Raw genomic sequence first — 19608 nt, 5'->3', positions numbered from 1 at the left:
ACGGCGCGCCTCAGCGCGCGCCCTCGCCCACCCGGCCGTCCACGATGTGCAGTTTGGCGCGGATGATGGTGGCGTCTGCGCCCTTGCGCTCGGGCGTGATGTTCAAACCGAACACCGCGTCCAGATCGATCGGGCGCAGTGCGAAGTCGGTGATTTCCTTCGGGGTGATCGGCCAGGTGAAGCGCACCGACTGGCCCGGGGCCAGCGTCTCCAGGTCCTTGAGCATCAGGCCGTCGACAGGATTGCGCCGCAACTGCTTTTCCTTGCCCGAATGGCGGTCCACCAGGCGCACGGCCGGGCCGCGCTTGCGCAGGAAGGCCACGGGCAGCGACACGTTGTTGCGGCCGCTGTTGCGCAGCTCCAGCTCGACACGCACGTCATCGCCAAGGAAACGGCACTGGGCATCATCGATGCAGCGGGCGTGGAGTTCGATCATGGGGGCGGGTTCCGGGGTCTGGGCAAACGTGGGTGAGGCGGCAAACAGGGCAATCAGCGGAATCAGGAAACGGTGCATGTTATCTCCCGGCCAAGGTCGCGGCGGAGTAGTTCCTGCACCTCGCGACCTATGTTCCAGGCGTGCCTGGGGTGGGTACGGGTGGCATGGTAGGTGGACATGATGGTGGCCAGCGCATCGGTGCTGTCGCGGAACGCCAGCGCCTCCACCGTGGCCGGATCGACACTGCCATCCGGGCGTATGTAGCGCACGGTGTCCGGGGCGTCGTCTTCGTTCTCCGAATACTCGTCGGGCAGGCCCAGGCAGTGGGCGAACTCGTGCGCGTAGGTCCACCCGTCGGTGGTGGTGGCAACGTAGACCGTGGGCGGATCGACCATTTCGCGATCGTAGTCCTTGTGCAGCAGCAGTGTGTAATCCTGCCCGGCATCGACCCACTGGATCTCGTAGCGGATCGGGAAGGACCGCGTGCCGCACTGCGGGTCGTTCACCGCCAGGGTGAACTTGCCGTTCCAGTGGCTGGCCACGCCTTCCATCATGCGCAGTTTGGCCGTGGTGACGTCGCCCGGCGTGACCCCGGCCAGCGCGGTGACGCGTGCCTTGATCGACACCACCACATCGCCACCGGATTTGGCCGGCACGGCAATGTGGTAGGACACCGGGAACGGGCCTTCGTACTTGGTGCCCTGCGGGTCGAGGGTTTCGAAATAGCGGCCATCGGCATCCACCGCGATCTGCGCTTCATGGTCGCGCAGCCAGCACTGCGGCGGCGGGGTCTGCGACGGCGGCGACGCGGCGGCGGTCTGTTTCAGCACCGCCCCGGCCAGCGACACCGCCGCAGCGATCACCGCCGCCTTGCCTGCGCCGCCACTGCTGCCCTTGGCCCCCCCGCTGCCACCGGCATCCACGCTGACCATCGCCTGCTGGCCAGCCAGCAGCGTACAGCCGCAGCTGGCCTTGTCGCCGTGGCGGGCCACCGGGTTGCCGTCAATGATGAGAGTGGCGTCGCCGCTGGCGATCACCCCGGGGCCATGCACCTTGCAGACCACCGGGTCGTTGACCCGGGCGACGGCGCGCCCGTCGATATCCGTGAACGGGGAACCGGCTACTACCGTACCGCCCAGATGGAGGTGGTCACCGACCACGACCAGCATCCTTGCCATTGCGTACCTATCTTTATTTCGACGTATTCAGCCTTGTCAGTTTAACCGGAGACTCCCTGCCACCGGCACCCCGTCGGATGCTGCGTTGCACCAAATCCGTACCAAAAAGGGCTAAAATCCGTGCCAGGAAGCCGCTTTGAGCCCGTCTTCACAGGCTTGCGCGCCAACGGCGGCATCCTTTCCATATCTCCCCCCTTTGAGATTCCCATGAAAAAACTCGCGAAGGTCGTCCTCGGCCTGTTCGTGCTGCTGCTATTGGTGGCGGCCGTGTTCCTGTACTGGCCGCTGCATCAGCGCTCGGTCCCGGCCGCCGGCAACGACAAGCCGGTAGACGTCGTGCTGGTTGGTGGCGGCATCATGAGCATCACCCTGGCCACGTTCCTGCAGGAGCTGCAGCCGGACTGGAACATCCAGGTGTATGAGCGCCTGGACGGCGTGGCGCTGGAAAGCTCGGACGGCTGGAACAACGCCGGCACCGGCCATTCGGCCTTCGCCGAGCTGAACTACACCCCGGAACTGCCCGATGGCAGCATCGAGACCAAGCGCGCGGTGGGCATCGCCGAGCAGTTCGAGATCTCGCGCCAGTTCTGGTCGCACCAGGTGAAGGCGGGCCGGCTCAGCCAGCCGTCGGACTTCATCAACCCTACCCCGCACATGAGCTTCGTCTGGGGCGATGACAACATCGCCTACCTGCACAAGCGCCAGCAGGCGCTGGTGAAGAACCCGCTGTTCTACGGCATGCAGTACTCCGAAGACGCCGCGCAGATCAAGCAGTGGGCGCCGCTGCTGATGGAAGGCCGCGACCCGAAGCAGAAGGTGGCCGCGACGTGGATGCCGCTGGGCACCGACGTCAACTTCGGCGTGATCACCCGCCAGCTCACCGCCGGCCTGCAGCGCAGCCCGAACTTCCAGCTGCACCTGCAGCACGAAGTGGGCGCGCTGCGCCAGAACGATGACAAGACCTGGAACGTGACCGTGAAGGACCTGACGTCCGGCACCGAGTCCACGATCAAGTCGCGCTTCGTGTTCATCGGTGCCGGTGGTGCGGCGCTGAAGCTGCTGCAGCTGTCGGGCATTCCCGAGTCGAAGAACTACGCTGGCTTCCCGGTGGGCGGCCAGTTCCTGGCCTTCCAGAACCCGGCCGTTGCCGGGCGCCATTCGGTAAAGGCCTACGGCATGGCCGAAACCGGGTCGCCGCCGATGTCGGTGCCGCACTTGGATGCGCGCAAGCTGGACGGCAAGCCGGTGGTGTTGTTTGGTCCGTTCGCCCTGTACAGCACCAAGTTCCTCAAGCACGGTTCGTGGTTCGACCTGTATTCGTCGGTGAACCACAACAACGTGGCCGGCATGCTGGACGTGGGCGCGGAGAACCTGGACCTGGTGAAGTACCTGATGGGCCAGGCGCGCTTGAACGATGCCGACCGCCAGGCCGAACTGGTGAAGTACTTCCCCAACGCCAAGCGCGAGGACTGGAAGCTGGTCACCGCCGGCCAGCGCGTGCAGATCATCAAGCGCGATCCGGAGAAGGGTCCGGTGCTGCAGTTCGGCACCGAGATCGTGACCGACAAGGACCACACGCTGGCCGCGCTGCTGGGTGCCTCGCCGGGTGCCTCGACCTCGCCGCCGATCATGCTGGACCTGCTGAAGAAGGCGTTCCCGCAGCAGATGGCTGCCGGCTGGGAAGCGCGCCTGCAGCAGATCGTGCCGTCCTATGGGCGCAAGCTCAACGAGAGCGCGGCGCTGACCAACGAGATCCGCCGCCAGACCAGCGATACGCTGAAACTGCCCTACCTGGACGTGCCGGTGGAGACCTCGCCGGCGGTGATGCTGACCCCGCCGCCGGCCAACGCGCCGGCGCAGAAGCAGAAGAGCCGCAACGCCAACGAGGAGCTGCAGGCGCTGTAACGCCTGCCGCGTGCGTGAATCAGATCCGGCCCCATCGTGGGCCGGATTTTTTTTGCGTTCTTCGCCCCTGATCAAGCGGGGTAAATAGAAGCGTGCTTTGAATTTTTGCGGGCGCGGTTGTTGGCGGATCGGGCGCTGGGCCCCGATACCCTTTCCGGCGAATGTCCTCCGGCGTCGGCCTGCGGCCGCCCCCTCCCCCTTTATTTCGCCTCCAAGCGCATCGGGGCCCAGCGCCCGACCCGCCGACCACCTCCCAAAAGCGTGGCGTCCACCTGCGCACCGCAAGCCGAGCCCCGTAGTGGCCGGTAGGCTCCTGGGCAAAATAAAGGAGGAGGCCGCGACCGCGGCCGGGGGACATTTGCACCAGGGGCCTACCGGCCACTACGGGGCCCTCACGCTCGCGACCGCCCCGATCGGAGACGCCGATCCAAACGTCACCTGGCACACCCGGCCACCCGCGTAGCGTCGTGCTCACTCCGCGACGGCTCTTGCAACACGACGCTCCCCTCAGAGGGCCTCCGGCCGCATTCAGTATTTGTAAAGCGAATGAGAACGCTTTACATTTACGCACCCCTGCGCTGCCGGCGCGGGCCGGGACGGCCTCAATGGACTGCCGCCGGGCCTGCTGCACGCCCCACGGCCGCAATGGCGCCACCCGCTGGCTCCCACCCCAGAAGGATCTACCGCCTGGCGCCCGAGCGCCCGACGTGCTGTGCCTGCCGCCTGCTGTTTCCCTCCCGAGACCGATTCGAGACCTGCGCATGTCCCTCCGCGATCTTTCGCCCCGCCCCCTCCGCCGCGCCCCGCTGGGCCTGGCCCTGCTCTCCGTGCTGTCGCTGGCCTCGCCCCTGGCCCAGGCCGACACCGCCGCCGACGCCAGCGATGCCAAAACCCTGGACAAGGTCAGCGTGCTGGGCGAGCGCGCTGCGCCGTCCAGCACCACGCGCCTGCCCATCAGCCTGCAGGAAACCCCGCAGTCGTCCAGCGTGATCGGCCTGCAGCGGCTGCAGGACGAATCGCTGTTCAGCCTCAACGACGTGATGCGCAACGTCACCGGCGTCAGCGTGTCCTTCTATGACACCCAGCGCCCGCTGTACTACGCGCGCGGCTTTGCCATCACCGACTTCCAGGTGGATGGCATTCCCACCTACAGCGGCTCGACCAACCAGGAATACGACACCGCCTTCTACGACAGCGTGGAAGTGATTCGCGGCGCCAACGGCCTGCTCAGCGGCGCCGGCGTGCCCTCGGCCACGGTCAACCTGCTGCGCAAGCGCCCGGGCAAGGAGTTCGACGCGTCCTTCTCGGTCAGCGCCGGCAGCTGGGACTATCGCCGCATGGAAGCGGACGTGACCGCGCCGCTGACCGCCGACGGCCGTTTCCGCAGCCGCGTGGTGGCCGCCTACACCGATCGTGATTTCTATTACGACCGCTACAAGGAAAACAAGATGGCCGGCATGGCCGTGCTCGAAGGTGATCTCACCGACAGCACCACCGTGACCGTGGGCTACCAGACCCAGGACAACAACCCGGTCGGCTCGACCTGGGGCACCGTGCCGTTCTTCGACAGCCAGGGCAACTTCGCGCACCTGCCGCGCTCGACCAACGTGGCCCCGAAGTGGAGCTACTGGCAGCGCGAAACCAGTACCGTGTTCGCCAACCTGGAACAGCATTTCGGCGAGAACTGGCTGCTCAAGGTCAACACCGCCTACACCCGTGGCAACGTGCAGAACGTGCGCCTGTATGGCACCGGCTACCCGGACCCGACCACCGGCGCGGGCATCTACCTGCGTACGGCCGCCGGCGATTCTGAAGACACCCGGCGCAACGTGGATGCCTACCTGAGCGGCACCTTCAATCTGTTCGGCCGCGAGCATGACGTGACCCTGGGCGGGCAGTGGTCCGACCTGGAAAGCACCACCAACACCCTCGCCCTGAACTACCCCACCGACTGGGCGCGCTGCGGCACCGAGCGCTGCTACTACATTCCCAACATCCGGTCGTGGGACGGCGACATTTCCGAAGTGACCTACACCCGTACCGGTGCCCGCCGCGTGGCGCGCACCCGGCAGAGCGGCGTGTACCTGGCTACCCGCCTGCGCCTGGCCGATCCGCTGTCGCTGATCGCCGGCGCGCGCCTGAGCCGCTGGGAGACGCTGACCCGCGCCTACAACGTGGCCGGTGCGTATACCGCCACCAGCGGCGCCTACAAGGTGAAGGACGAAGTGACGCCGTACGTGGGCCTGGTGTATGACATCACCCCGCAGTTCTCGGTCTACGGCAGCTACACCGAAATCTTCAATCCACAGAACTTCAAGGACAAGAACGAGAACCTGCTGGCGCCGGTGCAGGGCTCCAACCTGGAAGCGGGCATCAAGAGCCAGTGGTTCGACGGCCGCCTGACCGCCAACGCGGCGGTGTTCGAGGCCAAGCAGGACAACTACGCGATGCGCGACATGAGCGTGCCGGACGGCTCGCTCAGCGACGGCAGCTCGGCCTACATCGGCGTCAACGGCACCAAGGCGCGCGGCTGGGAAGTGGACATCAACGGCGAGATCCTGCCGGGCTGGACGGTCAATGCCGGCTTCACCCACGTCAAGGTGACCCGCGCGGCCACCGACCAGCTGTACGCCAACCCGGCCGAAGACCTGCTGCAGCTCAACACGCAGGTGCAGCTGCGCGGCGCGCTGTCGCGCCTGAGCGTGGGCGGCGGCGTGCAGTGGCAGAGCAAGGTGCAGGGCTACAACATCCCCTACCCGCTGGGCGGCACGGTCACGGTGAACCAGCCGGCGTATGCGCTGGTGCAGTTCAACGCCAACTACCGCCTCACCGACAACTGGACGGCCACCCTGAGCGTGCGCAACGCGCTGGACAAGACCTACTGGGCCAACCTGGACTACAACAACTACGGCGAACCGCGCTTCGTGGCGGCCAGCCTGCGCTGGACGTTCTGAGGCTGCCGGGGGTCATGGGGTTGCCGGCCAGCGGCCGGCACTACCCGGACCACACACGTAGAGCCGGACTCTGCCCGGCTGCGGACCACTCACGTAGAGCCGGGCTCTGCCCGGCTGCCGGACCACACACGTAGAGCCGGGCTCTGCCCGGCTGCGGACACCGGCCGGGCAGAGCCCGGCGCTACGGCGTCCCACGCCATCAACCTGAACAGGCCCGCCGCTCGGCGGGCCTTTTTTTGCTGCACTGCGGGTTGCGCACGGCTCCATAATTATGGCGTAATTATCTCAACGCCAATCGGAAGTCCGTCGATGAACCCGAGCTGGGACACACTGGAGCGCGGCCGCCAGGCACGGCTGGAACGCGCCGCGCCATGGGCCAGGGGCCGTGAGGTGGCGGCCGGCGATGTCGCCGCGCTGCTGCACGCCCTGCTTGAACCGGGCGACAAGGTCTGCCTGGAGGGCAACAACCAGAAGCAGGCCGACTTCCTCGCCCAGGCCCTGGCCGACCTCGACCCGGCGCGCGTACACGACCTGCACATGGTGCAATCGGTGCTGTCGCTGCCCGCGCACCTGGACGTGTTCGAGCGCGGCATCGCCTCGAAGCTCGACTTCTCCTTCTCCGGGCCGCAGTCGGTGCGGTTGGCCAACCTGGTCGCCGAAGGGCGCATCCAGATCGGCGCGATCCACACTTACCTGGAACTGTTCGGCCGCTACTTCATCGACCTCACCCCGCGGGTGGCGCTGGTGGCGGCGCAGGCGGCGGACCGGCACGGCAATCTCTACACCGGCCCGAATACCGAAGACACCCCGGTGATCGTCGAAGCGACCGCCTTCGGAGGCGGCATCGTCATCGCGCAGGTCAACGAGATCGTCGATACCCTGCCCCGCGTCGACATCCCCGCCGACTGGGTCAACTTCGTGGTGCAGGCGCCGCGCCCGAACCACATCGAGCCGCTGTTCACCCGCGACCCGGCACAGATCTCCGAGATCCAGGTGCTGATGGCGATGATGGCCATCAAGGGCATCTACGCCGAGTACGGGGTCAACCGCCTCAACCATGGCATCGGCTACGACACGGCGGCGATCGAACTGCTGCTGCCCACCTATGCCGAATCGCTGGGGCTGAAGGGCAGGATCTGCCAGCACTGGGCGCTCAATCCGCACCCGGCGCTGATCCCGGCCATCGAGTCGGGCTTCGTCAAATCGGTGCATTCGTTCGGCTCGGAACTGGGCATGGAGAAGTACATCGCCGCGCGCGGCGATGTGTTCTTCACCGGTGCCGATGGGTCGATGCGCTCCAACCGCGCGTTCTCGCAGACCGCCGGCCTGTATGCCTGCGACATGTTCATCGGCTCCACGTTGCAGATCGACCTGCAGGGCAACAGCTCCACGGCCACCCGCGACCGTATCGCCGGCTTCGGGGGCGCACCCAACATGGGCTCGGATGCGCGCGGTCGCCGCCATGCCAGCGATGCCTGGCTCAAGGCCGGCCAGCAGGCCGCACGCCCCGGCGACATGCCGCGCGGGCGCAAGCTGGTGGTGCAGATGGTGGAAACCTTCCGCGAGCACATGGCGCCGGCGTTCGTCGATCGCCTGGATGCGTGGGAGCTGGCCGAACGCGCCGCGATGCCCCTGCCGCCGGTGATGATCTACGGCGACGACGTGAGCCACGTGCTCACCGAAGAAGGCATCGCCAACCTGCTGTTGTGCCGCACTCCCGAAGAGCGCGAACAGGCCATCCGTGGCGTGGCCGGTTACACCGCGGTGGGCCTGGGCCGCGACCGGGCCATGGTCGAGAACCTGCGCGACCGCGGCGTGATCCAACGCCCCGACGACCTGGGCATCAACGTACGCGATGCCAGCCGCGACCTGCTGGCCGCGCGCTCGGTGAAAGACCTGGTGCGCTGGTCCGGCGGTCTGTACGACCCGCCCAAGCGCTTCCGCAACTGGTAAGGGACAGGCCCATGGAAACCCTCACATATCGATTCGACGGCACCACCGCCGTGCGCTTTCCCACCGAGGCGGTACTGGTCGGCGTGCTCGCGTCGGGCAACCTCGAAGTGCTGCTGGAACCGGCCGCGCTGGACGGCGCCATGGCGGTCCACATCGTCACCGCTGCGAAGGGCTTCGGCACCATCTGGGCCGCGGTGATCGGCGACTTCGCGCAACGCCATCCGCTGCGTGACGTACAGGTATCGATCAACGATGCCGGCGCCACCCCGGCCGTGGTCAGCCTGCGCCTGGACCAGGCGGTGCAGACCCTGCGCAGTGGAGCCCAGCCATGAGCATCGCCCACCGCCACAGCTATTACGAAGCCGATGCGCGCGAGCGTATCGCCGGCCTGCTCGATGCAGGCTCGTTCAAGGAACTGCTGGGCCCGGCCCGGCGCGCGATGAGCCCGCACCTGGCGCAGCTGGACCAGCCCGCCGCGTTCGACGACGGCATCGTGGTGGGCGAAGGCCTGCTGCGCGGCAAGCACGTGCTGGTGGCCGCACAGCAAGGCCACTTCATGGGCGGCGGCGTGGGCGAGGTGCACGGCGCCAAGCTCACCGGCCTGCTGCGCCGTGCCGCCGAACAGCGCCCCGACGGCGTGCTGCTGCTGCTGGATACCGGCGGCGTGCGACTGCATGAAGCCAATGCCGGGCTGATCGCCATTTCCGAGATCATGCGCGCCACCCTGGCCGCGCGTGCCGCCGGGGTGCCGGTGATTGCCCTGATCGGCAGCGGCAACGGCGCGTTCGGCGGCATGGGCATCGTGGCGCGCTGCTGCACCACGGTGATCATGTCCGAAGAGGGGCGCTTGTCGCTGTCCGGGCCGGAGGTGATCGAAACGGTGCGCGGCGTGGAAGAGTTCGACGCCCGCGACCGCGCCCTGGTGTGGCGCGTCACCGGCGGCAAGCACCGCTACCTGATCGACCAGGCCCAGGTACTGGTGACCGATGCGATCAGCGCCTTCGCGCAGGCCGCCTTCGATGCACTGGGGCCCGATACCGACAGCACCGACACCGATGCGGCACTGGCCGCCTTGCAGGCCCGCCATGCCGCATTGCAGGCACGGGTGCAGGCCTGGGGCGGCTGCCGGGATGGGCTGGACATCTGGGCGCTGCAGGGCATTGCCGATCCGCAGCAACTGCCGCTGCTGGAGACCGACGCCTTCCTTGCCGCCACCGCCGCCCGGAGACTGCCATGAGCATGCCCTTGAACACGCTGCTGGATGCGCTGTTCCCGCGCGGGCACGCCGTCGCGGTGAACGATGCGGTGCTGACCGGCAGCGCCAGCACCGACGAAGGCGAGGTGACCGTGATCGGCACCACCGACAAGCTTGAGGTCGGCGTGGACCATGCGCTCACCCTGGCCGCCGCCGTGCTCGCCAGTACCGCCGCCGATCCTCGGCGGCCGATCGTGATGCTGGTCGACACCGCCGGCCAGCGCCTAGCCCGACGCGATGAACTGCTGGGCATCAACGGCTACTTCGCCCACCTGGCGCAGACGCTGGACCTGGCCCGCCGCCGCGGCGCGACGCTGGTCACCCTGGTGTACGGCGAATCGGTGAGCGGTGGGTTCCTGTCCTTCGGCCTGATGGCCGACCACATCCACGCCCTGCCCGACGCACAGGTGCGGGTGATGGACCTGCGCGCCATGGCGCGCGTCACCAAACAACCCCTGGAAAAGCTGCAGGCGCTGAGCCAGAGCTCACCGGTGTTCGCGCCCGGCGTGGAGAACTACGTGGCCATGGGCGCGGTGCACACGGTGTGGGAGCACGACCTGGCCCAGGCCCTGCTGGAAGCGCTGCGCACACCCGCCGACGGCGATCGCCGCGCGGTCCTCGGCGCGCAACGCGGCGGTCGTACCCTGGCCGCGTCGGTCGCTGCGGCGGTGGTGGCCGGCGATGCCTGAGCAGCCTGCCCGCCACACGCTGGTGTGGATGTCCGCGCAGGCCCACTGGCGCGCCGACGTGCCCGCGCAGGACCCGCGCCTGGCCACCTGGTTCGCCCAGGGCTGGCCGGCGGTGGTGGCGCGCCGCGCCGCCGACGATCCCGATCCGCGCGTGCGCCTGGGCGTGCCGCTGCCGCCGAACGAAGGCAAGCAGCGGCTGGCGTTGCGCGTGCCGCTGCAGGACATCGCGCGGCAGCAACCACCGCTGGCGTTGCACGCGCTGATCGCCCGGCCCGACCGCCTGATCAGCGCCGAGTGGTACACGGCGCTGCAGGGACTGGACGCGATCGCACCGGCACGGGTGTTTGGCGCGTTTGCCTGGCAGGCCCTCACCGGGCTGCCCTATGTGCACGCCCAGTCGGACATTGATCTGCTGTGGCAGGTGCACGCGCCGGAAGTGGCCGACCGCCTGGTGCAACGGCTGCAGGCGTGGGAAGTGCGCGAGGGTCGGCGTGTGGATGGCGAGCTGTGCCTGCCCGGCGGCGCGGCGGTGAACTGGCGCGAGTACGCCGGCAGCGCGCGGGAGGTGCTGGTCAAGCGCATCGACGGCGCCATGCTGGCCCCGCGCGACACCTTGTTCGTGCCCGCCGGTGTTGCCGCATGAACGCCGTGGTACAGGCGCATCCCCCGGCGGCTGCACAGGTCGACTGCGCGCGCCTGGGGCGGCTGGCCATCGTCAGCCTGCACGCCGAACTGGCCTGCGCGCCCAAGCCGGGGCTGGTGACGCCGTTCGACTGCGGCAGCCACACCGACATGGATGCCGGCAGCTTCCTGCGCAGCCTGTTCGCGCTGCGCCACTATTTCCGCCACGTGGCCCAGGCCGGCGCTGACAGCGCTCCCTTCTCCGTGTTGCGCGGCCATGGCATCGCCGCCGAAGCGGCGATGCTGCGCGCCACCGGCGGCATCAATACCCATCGCGGCGCGATCTTCAGCCTGGGCCTGCTGGTGGCCGCGGCGGCCGCCTGCCGGCGCGAGCGCCGCGGCGTGATTACCGCCGACGCCGTGTGCGTGGCAGTGCAGCGCTGGGCGCCGGCGCTGGCCGTGGCCCCGCTGGATCCAAACAGCCCCGGCCAACGCGCACGTGCACAGCACGGCATCGCCGGGGTCCGTGAGCAGGCCATCGCCGGCTATCCGCTGCTGCGTGACATCGGCGTGCCCGTGCTGCGGAACGCGCTGGCGGCCGGGCTGCCGCGTGAGGCCGCGCTGTGCCACACCTTGATGCACCTGCTGGCCCACACCGATGACCTCAACCTGCTGCATCGCGGCGGTGCGCAGGGACTGGCGTGGGCACGTGCGCAGGCGGCGAGCTTCATCGCCGACGGCGGCGCCTTTTCACCGCACTGGCGTACCCGCCTGCAGCAGCTTGGCGATGCCTTCGTGGCGCGCCGGCTCAGCCCCGGTGGCAGCGCCGATCTGCTGGCCTGCAGCTGGTTCCTGCTGCAGCAGGAGCGCGTATGACCCTGGCCCTGCTCTGCCCCGGCCAAGGTGCGCAGCATCCGGCGATGTTCGACCGGGTGCGCGACCTGCCCGCCGCACGCGAGGTGCTCGACACCGCCTCCGCGCTGCTGGGCCGCGATGTCACCGCAGCGGCGGCGGCAGACGATCGTTTCGACAACACGGTGGCCCAGCCGCTGCTCTGCGCGGCCAGCCTGGCGCACTGGCACGGCCTGCGCGAGCGGTTGCCGCCGCCTGCGCTGGTGGCCGGCTACAGCATCGGTGAACTGGCGGCGCAGTCGATTGCCGGCAGTTTCAGTGCGGCCACCTGCCTGACGCTGGCGTCCCAACGCGCGCAGCTGATGGATGCCGCCAGCCCGCCCGACGCGGGCATGCAGGCGGTGCTGGGCCTGCCGCGTGCCGCTGTCCAGGCGCTGTGCGAGACACACGGCGCGTACATCGCCATTGCCAACGGCGCCGATCATTTCATCTTGGGCGGGCGTCTGCTCGCGCTGCATGCGCTGGCCGCTGCCGCCGTGCAGCAGGGTGCCGACGTGCGCGTGCTGCCGGTGTATGTGCCGGCCCATACCCCGCTGCTGGCCAGCGCCGCCGACGGCTTCGCCCAGGTACTCGCGCAGGCGCCCTTGCAGGCGCCGCAGCTGCAGGTACTGGCGGGCATCGATGCACGTCCGGTGCGCACGCGGGCCGCGCTGGAACAGAGTCTGGCCGCGCAACTGGCGCAGACCATCGAGTGGGCGCAGCTGATGCGCCAGGCATTCGAGCGCGGCGCGCGGGTGTTCCTGCAGTTGGGTCCCGGCACGGCGCTGGCGCGCATGGTGGCCAGCGCGTACCCGTGCTGCGAGGTGCGCGCGGTGGAAGAGTTCCAGCAGCTGGAGGGCGCGGCGGCGTGGGTACATGCCGCGCTGGGCCGGCAGCAATGAAGGTGGGAGTTGCCTGTAGCACGCCGTAACCCGGGATGGCGGGTTTCCATCCTTGCTGTACGCGAGTCAAGTGTCTGGGAGGGCGCATGAGTCCACAAGTCGCAACGATCATCGGTCTGGTGATCATGTTCATCGTCGCCACCGCCTTGCCGATCAACATGGGTGCGGTCGCGTTTGCATTGGCCTTCATCATCGGCGGTGTGTTCGTCGGCATGGAAGGCAAAGAGGTGCTGGGCGGATTCCCCGGGGACCTGTTCCTGACCCTGGTCGGCATCACCTACCTGTTTTCCATCGCCCAGAAGAACGGCACCATCGACCTGCTGGTGCATTGGGCGGTCCGTGCGGTGCGTGGGCGCATCGTGGCCATTCCGTGGGTGATGTTCGTGGTGACCGCCGTGCTCACCGCATTCGGTGCGCTGGGACCGGCCGCGGTGGCGATCATCGGTCCGGTGGCGCTGCGGTTTGCCAAGCAGTACAAGATCAACCCGCTGCTGATGGGCCTGCTGGTCATCCATGGCGCGCAGGCCGGCGGTTTCTCGCCGATCAGCGTGTACGGCAGCATCACCAACGGCGTGGTGCAGAAGGCCGGGCTGGAAGTGACCGAGATGGCGGTGTTCCTGACCAGCCTGGGCTTCAACTTCATGATGGCCACGATCTGCTTCTTCGCTTTCGGCGGCGTGGCGCTGCTGCGGCGCGGTGCGGTGTCGGTGGGCGGTGGCGTGGGTACGGCCGAGCTGGCGATGGCCGGTGGGCCGCAGGCGTCGTCGCGGCAGTTCGCGATTGAAGGCCACGGTGCGCTGGTGTCGGCCGGTGGCGGCACGCTGTCCAACGACCCCGATGCACTGGAGGCGGTGGGCATCACCCGCGAGCGTGTGTTCACCCTGATCGGCCTGCTCGGGCTGGGCGTGGCCGCGCTGATCTACAACCTCAACGTTGGCCTGGTGTCGATCACCGTTGCGGTGGCGCTGGCACTGCTGTCGCCGAAGAGCCAGAAGGGCGCGGTGGACGGCATCAGCTGGTCCACGGTGCTGCTGATCTGCGGCGTGGTCACTTACATCGGCGTGCTGCAGGAAGCCGGCGCGGTCGACTTCATCGGCAACGGCGTATCGCAGATCGGCATTCCGCTGCTGGGCGCGCTGCTGGTCTGCTACGTGGGCGGCATCGTCTCGGCGTTCGCCTCGTCGGCGGCCGTGCTGGGCGCCACCATCCCGCTGGCGGTGCCGTTCCTGATGCAGGGGCACCTGGGCGCGGCGGGCGTGATCTGCGCGCTGGCGGTCTCCTCGACCATCGTGGATGTCAGCCCGTTCTCGACCAACGGTGCGCTGGTGGTGGCCTCGGCCGCCAAGGAAGAGCGTGAATCGCTGTTCCGCCAGTTCCTCATCTACAGCGGCCTGGTGGTCGCCTTTGGCCCGCTGCTGGCCTGGCTGGTGTTCGTGGTGCCGGGCTGGATGTAAGGCTACGTGCTGTCGCCCCCTGACTCAGGGGGCTTTCCGCCCGGAAGCATGCTGTCAGGGCCGGTCAACGAACGGAGGGATTACAATTCCGCATGGCCATTGCTCCCGCACCACGCTCGACCAAGAAACGCGCCCCGCTGTACGAAGAGGTGGCCGAGCACGTGCGCGAGCGCATCTACGACTACCGCCTGCCCCCGGGCGAGTGGATCGACGAGCCGGCGCTGTGCGAGGAGCTGGGCATCAGCCGCACTCCCCTGCGCGAGGCGCTGAAGCTGCTGGCCGCCGAAGGCCTGGTGCAGATCGATGCCGGGCGTGGGTGCCGGGTGACCCGGTTGACCCTGGAAGACCTGAACCAGCTGTTCCCGGTGATGGCGATGCTGGAAGGCCGCTGCGCCCACGAGGCCGTCAAACATATCGACGATGCGGGCGTGCAACTGCTGGAAGAGCTGCATGCAGCCATGGAGGCCGCGGCCGCCGAGGGCAACATTGCCGAGTACTACCGCAACAACTACCGCATCCACGAGACCGTGCAGCACTACGCCGGCAACCCGTGGCTGATCCGCATCACCCATGACCTGCACCGCATCCTGAAGATGCACCGCGGCCGCCAGCTGCTGGCACCGGGTCGCACCGCGCAATCGCTGGCCGAACACCGTGAATTGCTGGCGTGCTTCCGTGAGCGCGATGCCGAGGCGGCCGAACGCACCATGGAACGCCACCTGCTCAGCCAGGGCCAGGCGCTGGCCGCCTACGTCGCCTCGGGCGGCCTGCTGAACGTGCCCGCGCCGTTGCCCACCGAGGGTGGGACCTGACCCCCCGGTAGTGCCGGCCGCTGGCCGGCTCCCCGCAGACCCGCCTCACCGGTAGTGCCGGCCGCTGGCCGGCTCCTCGCAAATCCACCTCACCGGTAGTGCCGGCCGCTGGCCGGCTCCTCGCGATCCAACATGGTGCAGAGCCGGCCAGCGGCCGGCACTACCAGTGCGCGCGATGTTCCGGGGTGCGCGCGATGTTCCGAGGTGCGCGCGGTGTTCCAGGGTGCATTGCGGTGTACCGACCAACGGTCGGTACCTACCCGGGTGTGCGCGGCGGACGGGTTTCGCGCAGGGTCCACATCACCGGCAACACCAGCAGCGCCACCACGGCGATCATCGCGCCGGGCACGGCGGCCCAGCCGGTCTGGCGCACCAGCAGCTCGGCCAGCAGCGGGGTGGCGCCGCCGAAGAACGCGGTGGCCATGGTGACCCCCAGCGCCAAACCGCTGAGGCGGCCCTCGCCGGGAAACTGTTCGGCGGTGGCCGGTGCAGCCACCGCGCTCACGCCGCCGGCCAGACAGGCCAGCACCACCGCCGCGCCGCCAATCAACCAGGTATTGCCCCCGGCCATCAGGCTGAACATGCTCAACGGCAGCAACGCCGACAACAGCGCCAGGGCGATCAATACCGGTCGCCGCCCGATCCGATCAGACAATGCGCCAGCCAGCGGGGTCACCACGATCACCGCCACCGCGGCCACCGTGGACAGCCACAGCGCCTCCGATTCCCCCACCTCACCGGCCGATCCCAGGAACGCCGGCACGTAGGTGATGCCCACGTAATAGGTGATCGAGCCGAGTGCGGAAATCGCGAAGGTGCGGGCCACCGCGCCCCGGTGGTAACGCCAGGTGTCGCGGATCGGCGAGGTGGGCACGGTGCCGGCCGCCTGTTGCCGCTCGAACTCGGGCGATTCGTGCATGGTCGAGCGTGCCAGCAGGATCGCCCCGGCCAACGCCGCGCCGACGAAGAACGGAATGCGCCAGCCCCACCCGTCCAGCTGCGCGGTGCTCAACACCGCCACGGTCAAGGCCGACAGCGCCACCGCCAGCAGCGCACCGACCTCGCTGGCCGCCGAGGCCAACGAGGTAACCAGGCCACGCCGGCGGGCGGGCGCGGTCTCCAGCAGGTAGGCCACCACGCCGGTGTATTCACCACCTACCGAAAACGCCATCAGGCAGCGCAGCAGCAACAGCAGCACCCCGGCGCTGGCGCCGATGCTGTCGAAGGTGGGCAGCAACGCGGTGGCCAGCATCGCCAGGGTCATCAGCAGCATCGAGGCCAGCAGCATGTAGCGCCGCCCGAAGCGATCGCCGAGGTGGCCAAAGCACAGCGCACCCAGCGGGCGCATCAGGTAGGACACCGCAAACCCCGCCAGCGTGGCCAGCAGGGCGTTGTCGCCGCCGCCAAAAAACACCCGCGACAGCACCGTGGCCAGGTACAGGTACAAGGTGAAGTCGTACCACTCCACCACGGTCGACAACCCGGCCACGATCATCGAACGGGTACGCGCCGGGGCCGACGACGGCGCGCTCACCGGCACCGCCAACGCGCGGGTGCGCTGTCGACACGACAGCGGGACAGACTCAACGGCATCACGACTCCCACCTGCACTGGAATGCCGCCGAGCCTACGATATGCGACCGCGCAGCAGGCTCACGCAGTCACCACATCGCGACCGCGCAGAAACCGCCGGACCACCTCAGGCCGCCTGGGAGGCCGCCTCGCGCGTGTAGCGCAGCAGCCGCCCGCGCCCCGGCGCATCGCCTTCGTCATCAAACAGGCCGTAGGCCTCGTCCACGGTGTAGCCCTGCGCGGCCATGGCACGCGAGAACGACCCCACGTTGCCGCGCCCCGGATCGGTGAGCAGCAGTTCGACGGTGGGCCGTGCGTGGCGCTCCATCATGCGGGCGATCTGCAGCGCGTGGCCGCGCTCGTACAGCACGTCGCTGCCGATGATCAGATCGAAGCGACCGAGTGTCGTATCTGGCAGTTCCCACGGCAGATCGCGGTAGTGCAGCGCGGGCAGGTCATTGAGCCCGGCGTTGTAGGCCAGGAACGATTCGGCCAGCGGGTGGTGGTCGCTCGCCACCACGTCGGCGCCGCGATGGGCCAGCACCAGGCTGGCCAGACCGAGCCCGCAGCCCAGTTCCAGCACGCGTTTGCCGGCCACGTCGAAGCTGTGCATCGTTTCGGCCAGCACGCGACCGGCCGGCCAGATCTGGCCGAACAGGCTCCACAACGAGGAATGGATGCCGGCGCGCTGGGCGCGACCGGTGGGATCGGCGAACTGTTGCAGATCACTGAGCGCGCGGATACGGAAGTCGTGACCCCCGACCGGGATGGTGAGAATGCGGGTGGTATAGCCCGGCATGTGCGCTCCGTTGGACACGGGGAGCACGGCGGCCCTGTTGGACGCCGTACCCGAAAAGTGGAGCGAAGCGGGCGGTCAGGTGCAGACCGCGCAGGACGCGCGTAATGGCGTGTGACGCAGCCATCCTACAGCAGCTTGCCCACCGGCAGTTTCACCCGTCTGATGCCTTCTACGGCGGCCCATACGCCCGTTGTGTCAGTACTTCACCTGGCAGTTGGGGCAGAAGAAGGTCCGCCGCTTGCTGCGCCCCGGGTAGGTCTTGGATAACGGCCCGCCACAGCACGGACACGTCCGTTTGGTGTGCACCTGCCAGTGCTGGCGCAGCGTGCCGGCCTTCTTCCAGGCCAGGAAGGCCTCGCTGTAGGTGCGCGCGTCGGCGATCACCTTGCCCAACGTGCGCGGCGGGATGCTGCCCACCGTCGATTCGGGATGCACGCGGGTGCGGAACAGCACCTCGTTCTTGATGATGTTGCCGACCCCGGCAAAGATCGCCTGGTCCAGCAGCGCATCGCAGATCAGGGTGTCTGGCTGCTGCTTGAGCCGGCGCCGGGCCAGGCGCGGATCCCAGTCCGGCGAGAGCACGTCGCCACGCCAATCGTAGGTGTCCTCCAGCGGTCCTTCGATGTACTTCAGCGACGAGGCGTAGATGTTCAACTCGCCGTTGTCGAACTGCAGCGACACGCGCGGCGGTGAGGGCTTGCGTTCGTCGATGCGGTAGCTGCCGAACATCAGCATGTGCACGCGCAGGCTGAAGCCGCTGAACTGGATCAGAAAATGCTTGCCCCAGCTGCGCAGCGCCAGCACCCGCCGCCCTTCCATGCGGGTGAGGTCCAGGCTGCTGTTGCCCAGTGCGCGGCGCACGGTCTTGCCGCGGAACTTGGCGGTGGCTTCGCGCAGAATGACGATGGAAGGGCCTTCAGGCATGCGCGGCGATCTCCTTCAGGCGCAGGGCATTGGCAATCGCAAAGCCATGCGCGGTGTTGTCGAAGATCACCCACGGTGCCTGCGCCTGCCCAGGCTGGTGCACGACCTGTGCCGCCAGATCGGCCAGTGCGGCATCGGGGTAATCGCTGTAATACATGCGCGGCGAACCGTGCCACCGCCAGTAGTGCCAGCCCTGCGCGCCGCCAGGCAGCGCGCCGGCGGCAACGCGCGCCGGATCCACTGCGGCCCGGGAAATCGCGTGGCGCTGCAACAGCGCATCGGCCTGCGTGCTGAACCAGCTGGCATGGCGGGGCTCGCAGACCACGGGCACCGGGCTGCGTCGACGCAGCGCGCGGAAAAAGCTCCCGGCGCGGCGCGTGTCCAGTACCAGCGATGGAGGCAACTGCAGCAGCAGGGCGCCCAGCGTGCGCCCCAGTCCGCCCACCTCGTCGAGGAAGCGGTCCAGCAATGGGCCCACGCCGACCAGTCCCGAATCGTGCGAGATGGTCCGCGGCAGCTTTACCGAGAAGCGAAAGTCGGCCGGTACGGTGGCCGCCCAGCGCGCGTAGGTCGTGCGTTGGTGCGGCCGGTAGAACGAGGAGTTGATCTCCACCACGTCAAAGCGCGTGGCATAGCGCGCCAGCAGGCTGTCGCCGGGCCCGAAGTGGGTGGCGTAGCGGCTGGGGATCGACCAGCCGGCACACCCGATCTTCGGCATACGCGACGCAGCCATGCGTGCCTCCTTCAGCGCAGGATTTCGCCTTGGTCTTCCCCATCCCAGTAGTGGATGCGCGCCGCAGCCACCTGGATCAGGACCAGCCCAGGACTGTCCACGCCCTGCTCGAACCAGCGCTCCAGGTCTTTCACCCAGTGCTGCTGCATCACCGCCTTGTCGCGGATCAGGGTCGCCCTGCCCTGCACCGCCACGAACAGCGGCGGCTTGCCCAGCAGCGACTTGCTGCCGGTGAAGCTCAGCGCCACCTTCGGGTCGTGCGTGATCTCGCGGACCATGTCGGTGTCTTCGGTGGTGAAGAACCAGCTGTCGCCGTCGTAGTCCACATCACCGTTGTTGCTCATCGGCCGAGCCGCGATCTCGCCGCTGTCGGCATGGGTCTGCAGCATGGTGAAGTCGATGTTGGCCATCTTCTTGGCCAGTTCGGGCAGGGTCAGCGTGGTCATGGCGGATCCGGGTTGGGGACAGGGTGCCAGCGTCGGCGCGCCACGGTGACCGCGCCGTGCACGGTTCCTGTCATACCCTTCACG

18 protein-coding genes are annotated in these 19608 nt (G+C 68.3%); 11 read left to right on the top strand and 7 right to left on the bottom strand.

What is annotated here, in order from left to right:
• Window positions 1-10: 10 nt before the first annotated feature.
• Window positions 11-514 (bottom strand): hypothetical protein, encoded by a 504-nt coding sequence (locus ACZ0AE_RS05435; RefSeq protein WP_038689760.1) that lies wholly within the window; start codon window positions 512-514, stop codon window positions 11-13.
• Window positions 499-1614: a PAAR domain-containing protein gene (locus ACZ0AE_RS05430; protein WP_463600566.1), complete on the bottom strand. Its 1116-nt coding sequence runs from the start codon at window positions 1612-1614 to the stop codon at window positions 499-501. The genes ACZ0AE_RS05435 and ACZ0AE_RS05430 overlap by 16 nt, the downstream gene beginning before the upstream one ends.
• 207 nt (window positions 1615-1821) lie before the next feature.
• Between ACZ0AE_RS05430 and mqo the strand changes: the two genes are divergently transcribed.
• The 11 genes from mqo to ACZ0AE_RS05375 all read left to right on the top strand — a co-directional run bounded on the left by mqo (window position 1822) and on the right by ACZ0AE_RS05375 (window position 15050).
• Window positions 1822-3519: a malate dehydrogenase (quinone) gene (gene mqo, locus ACZ0AE_RS05425; protein WP_463600565.1), complete on the top strand. Its 1698-nt coding sequence runs from the start codon at window positions 1822-1824 to the stop codon at window positions 3517-3519.
• Window positions 3520-4280: 761 nt separating this feature from the next.
• Entirely contained in the window at window positions 4281-6473 is a 2193-nt protein-coding gene (locus ACZ0AE_RS05420; RefSeq protein ID WP_448133219.1) for a TonB-dependent siderophore receptor, read from the top strand.
• Between the two features lie 309 nt (window positions 6474-6782).
• Window positions 6783-8426, top strand: a complete 1644-nt coding sequence (gene mdcA, locus ACZ0AE_RS05415; RefSeq protein ID WP_463600564.1) for a malonate decarboxylase subunit alpha — start codon at window positions 6783-6785, stop codon at window positions 8424-8426.
• Window positions 8427-8437: 11 nt separating this feature from the next.
• On the top strand, window positions 8438-8758 hold the full coding sequence (gene mdcC / locus ACZ0AE_RS05410; RefSeq protein WP_038689767.1) for a malonate decarboxylase acyl carrier protein: 321 nt from the start codon (window positions 8438-8440) through the stop codon (window positions 8756-8758).
• The gene (locus ACZ0AE_RS05405; protein ID WP_463600563.1) at window positions 8755-9663 is read left to right on the top strand and encodes a biotin-independent malonate decarboxylase subunit beta; all 909 of its coding nucleotides are present in this window, start codon (window positions 8755-8757) and stop codon (window positions 9661-9663) included. Before mdcC ends, ACZ0AE_RS05405 begins: the two co-directional genes overlap by 4 nt.
• A gap of 2 nt (window positions 9664-9665) precedes the next feature.
• On the top strand, window positions 9666-10370 hold the full coding sequence (gene mdcE, locus ACZ0AE_RS05400; RefSeq protein WP_038692426.1) for a biotin-independent malonate decarboxylase subunit gamma: 705 nt from the start codon (window positions 9666-9668) through the stop codon (window positions 10368-10370).
• Entirely contained in the window at window positions 10363-11013 is a 651-nt protein-coding gene (mdcG, locus tag ACZ0AE_RS05395; protein ID WP_038689771.1) for a malonate decarboxylase holo-[acyl-carrier-protein] synthase, read from the top strand. Before mdcE ends, mdcG begins: the two co-directional genes overlap by 8 nt.
• Window positions 11010-11867 (top strand): triphosphoribosyl-dephospho-CoA synthase MdcB, encoded by an 858-nt coding sequence (gene mdcB / locus ACZ0AE_RS05390; RefSeq protein WP_463600562.1) that lies wholly within the window; start codon window positions 11010-11012, stop codon window positions 11865-11867. The genes mdcG and mdcB overlap by 4 nt, the downstream gene beginning before the upstream one ends.
• Window positions 11864-12784, top strand: a complete 921-nt coding sequence (gene mdcH, locus ACZ0AE_RS05385; RefSeq protein WP_463600561.1) for a malonate decarboxylase subunit epsilon — start codon at window positions 11864-11866, stop codon at window positions 12782-12784. The genes mdcB and mdcH overlap by 4 nt, the downstream gene beginning before the upstream one ends.
• A gap of 86 nt (window positions 12785-12870) precedes the next feature.
• Window positions 12871-14238: an SLC13 family permease gene (locus ACZ0AE_RS05380; protein ID WP_038689777.1), complete on the top strand. Its 1368-nt coding sequence runs from the start codon at window positions 12871-12873 to the stop codon at window positions 14236-14238.
• A gap of 92 nt (window positions 14239-14330) precedes the next feature.
• The gene (locus ACZ0AE_RS05375) at window positions 14331-15050 is read left to right on the top strand and encodes a GntR family transcriptional regulator (RefSeq protein ID WP_038689779.1); all 720 of its coding nucleotides are present in this window, start codon (window positions 14331-14333) and stop codon (window positions 15048-15050) included.
• A gap of 256 nt (window positions 15051-15306) precedes the next feature.
• Here ACZ0AE_RS05375 and ACZ0AE_RS05370 read toward each other — a convergent pair whose 3' ends face one another.
• From ACZ0AE_RS05370 to ACZ0AE_RS05350, 5 genes are all read right to left on the bottom strand, one after another.
• The gene (locus tag ACZ0AE_RS05370; protein ID WP_463602062.1) at window positions 15307-16545 is read right to left on the bottom strand and encodes an MFS transporter; all 1239 of its coding nucleotides are present in this window, start codon (window positions 16543-16545) and stop codon (window positions 15307-15309) included.
• Between the two features lie 204 nt (window positions 16546-16749).
• Window positions 16750-17421 (bottom strand): class I SAM-dependent methyltransferase, encoded by a 672-nt coding sequence (locus tag ACZ0AE_RS05365; protein ID WP_463600560.1) that lies wholly within the window; start codon window positions 17419-17421, stop codon window positions 16750-16752.
• 195 nt (window positions 17422-17616) lie between these two features.
• Entirely contained in the window at window positions 17617-18345 is a 729-nt protein-coding gene (locus tag ACZ0AE_RS05360) for a DNA-formamidopyrimidine glycosylase family protein (RefSeq protein WP_463600559.1), read from the bottom strand.
• Window positions 18338-19078: a DUF72 domain-containing protein gene (locus tag ACZ0AE_RS05355; protein ID WP_463600558.1), complete on the bottom strand. Its 741-nt coding sequence runs from the start codon at window positions 19076-19078 to the stop codon at window positions 18338-18340. Before ACZ0AE_RS05355 ends, ACZ0AE_RS05360 begins: the two co-directional genes overlap by 8 nt.
• Before the next feature lie 11 nt (window positions 19079-19089).
• Entirely contained in the window at window positions 19090-19524 is a 435-nt protein-coding gene (locus tag ACZ0AE_RS05350) for a pyridoxamine 5'-phosphate oxidase family protein (RefSeq protein ID WP_038689788.1), read from the bottom strand.
• Between the last annotated feature and the right edge of the window lie 84 nt (window positions 19525-19608).

Source organism: Stenotrophomonas sp. AC248 (assembly GCF_979258185.1).
Note: the sequence above shows the minus strand (reverse complement) of the source record. Positions and strands in the feature narration are given on the sequence as shown.

What these genes read in the sequence shown, in the direction of transcription:
- ACZ0AE_RS05430 (WP_463600566.1), bottom strand. Translation starts at nt 1,614, where the DNA reads ATGGCAAGGATGCTGGTCGTGGTCGGTGACCACCTCCATCTGGGCGGT.
- ACZ0AE_RS05375 (WP_038689779.1), top strand. Translation starts at nt 14,331, where the DNA reads ATGGCCATTGCTCCCGCACCACGCTCGACCAAGAAACGCGCCCCGCTG.
- ACZ0AE_RS05405 (WP_463600563.1), top strand. Translation starts at nt 8,755, where the DNA reads ATGAGCATCGCCCACCGCCACAGCTATTACGAAGCCGATGCGCGCGAG.
- ACZ0AE_RS05380 (WP_038689777.1), top strand. Translation starts at nt 12,871, where the DNA reads ATGAGTCCACAAGTCGCAACGATCATCGGTCTGGTGATCATGTTCATC.
- mdcC (WP_038689767.1), top strand. Translation starts at nt 8,438, where the DNA reads ATGGAAACCCTCACATATCGATTCGACGGCACCACCGCCGTGCGCTTT.
- ACZ0AE_RS05435 (WP_038689760.1), bottom strand. Translation starts at nt 514, where the DNA reads ATGCACCGTTTCCTGATTCCGCTGATTGCCCTGTTTGCCGCCTCACCC.
- mdcH (WP_463600561.1), top strand. Translation starts at nt 11,864, where the DNA reads ATGACCCTGGCCCTGCTCTGCCCCGGCCAAGGTGCGCAGCATCCGGCG.
- ACZ0AE_RS05360 (WP_463600559.1), bottom strand. Translation starts at nt 18,345, where the DNA reads ATGCCTGAAGGCCCTTCCATCGTCATTCTGCGCGAAGCCACCGCCAAG.
- mdcA (WP_463600564.1), top strand. Translation starts at nt 6,783, where the DNA reads ATGAACCCGAGCTGGGACACACTGGAGCGCGGCCGCCAGGCACGGCTG.
- ACZ0AE_RS05420 (WP_448133219.1), top strand. Translation starts at nt 4,281, where the DNA reads ATGTCCCTCCGCGATCTTTCGCCCCGCCCCCTCCGCCGCGCCCCGCTG.
- ACZ0AE_RS05355 (WP_463600558.1), bottom strand. Translation starts at nt 19,078, where the DNA reads ATGGCTGCGTCGCGTATGCCGAAGATCGGGTGTGCCGGCTGGTCGATC.
- mqo (WP_463600565.1), top strand. Translation starts at nt 1,822, where the DNA reads ATGAAAAAACTCGCGAAGGTCGTCCTCGGCCTGTTCGTGCTGCTGCTA.
- ACZ0AE_RS05365 (WP_463600560.1), bottom strand. Translation starts at nt 17,421, where the DNA reads ATGCCGGGCTATACCACCCGCATTCTCACCATCCCGGTCGGGGGTCAC.
- mdcG (WP_038689771.1), top strand. Translation starts at nt 10,363, where the DNA reads ATGCCTGAGCAGCCTGCCCGCCACACGCTGGTGTGGATGTCCGCGCAG.
- ACZ0AE_RS05370 (WP_463602062.1), bottom strand. Translation starts at nt 16,545, where the DNA reads ATGATCGTGGCCGGGTTGTCGACCGTGGTGGAGTGGTACGACTTCACC.
- mdcE (WP_038692426.1), top strand. Translation starts at nt 9,666, where the DNA reads ATGCCCTTGAACACGCTGCTGGATGCGCTGTTCCCGCGCGGGCACGCC.
- ACZ0AE_RS05350 (WP_038689788.1), bottom strand. Translation starts at nt 19,524, where the DNA reads ATGACCACGCTGACCCTGCCCGAACTGGCCAAGAAGATGGCCAACATC.
- mdcB (WP_463600562.1), top strand. Translation starts at nt 11,010, where the DNA reads ATGAACGCCGTGGTACAGGCGCATCCCCCGGCGGCTGCACAGGTCGAC.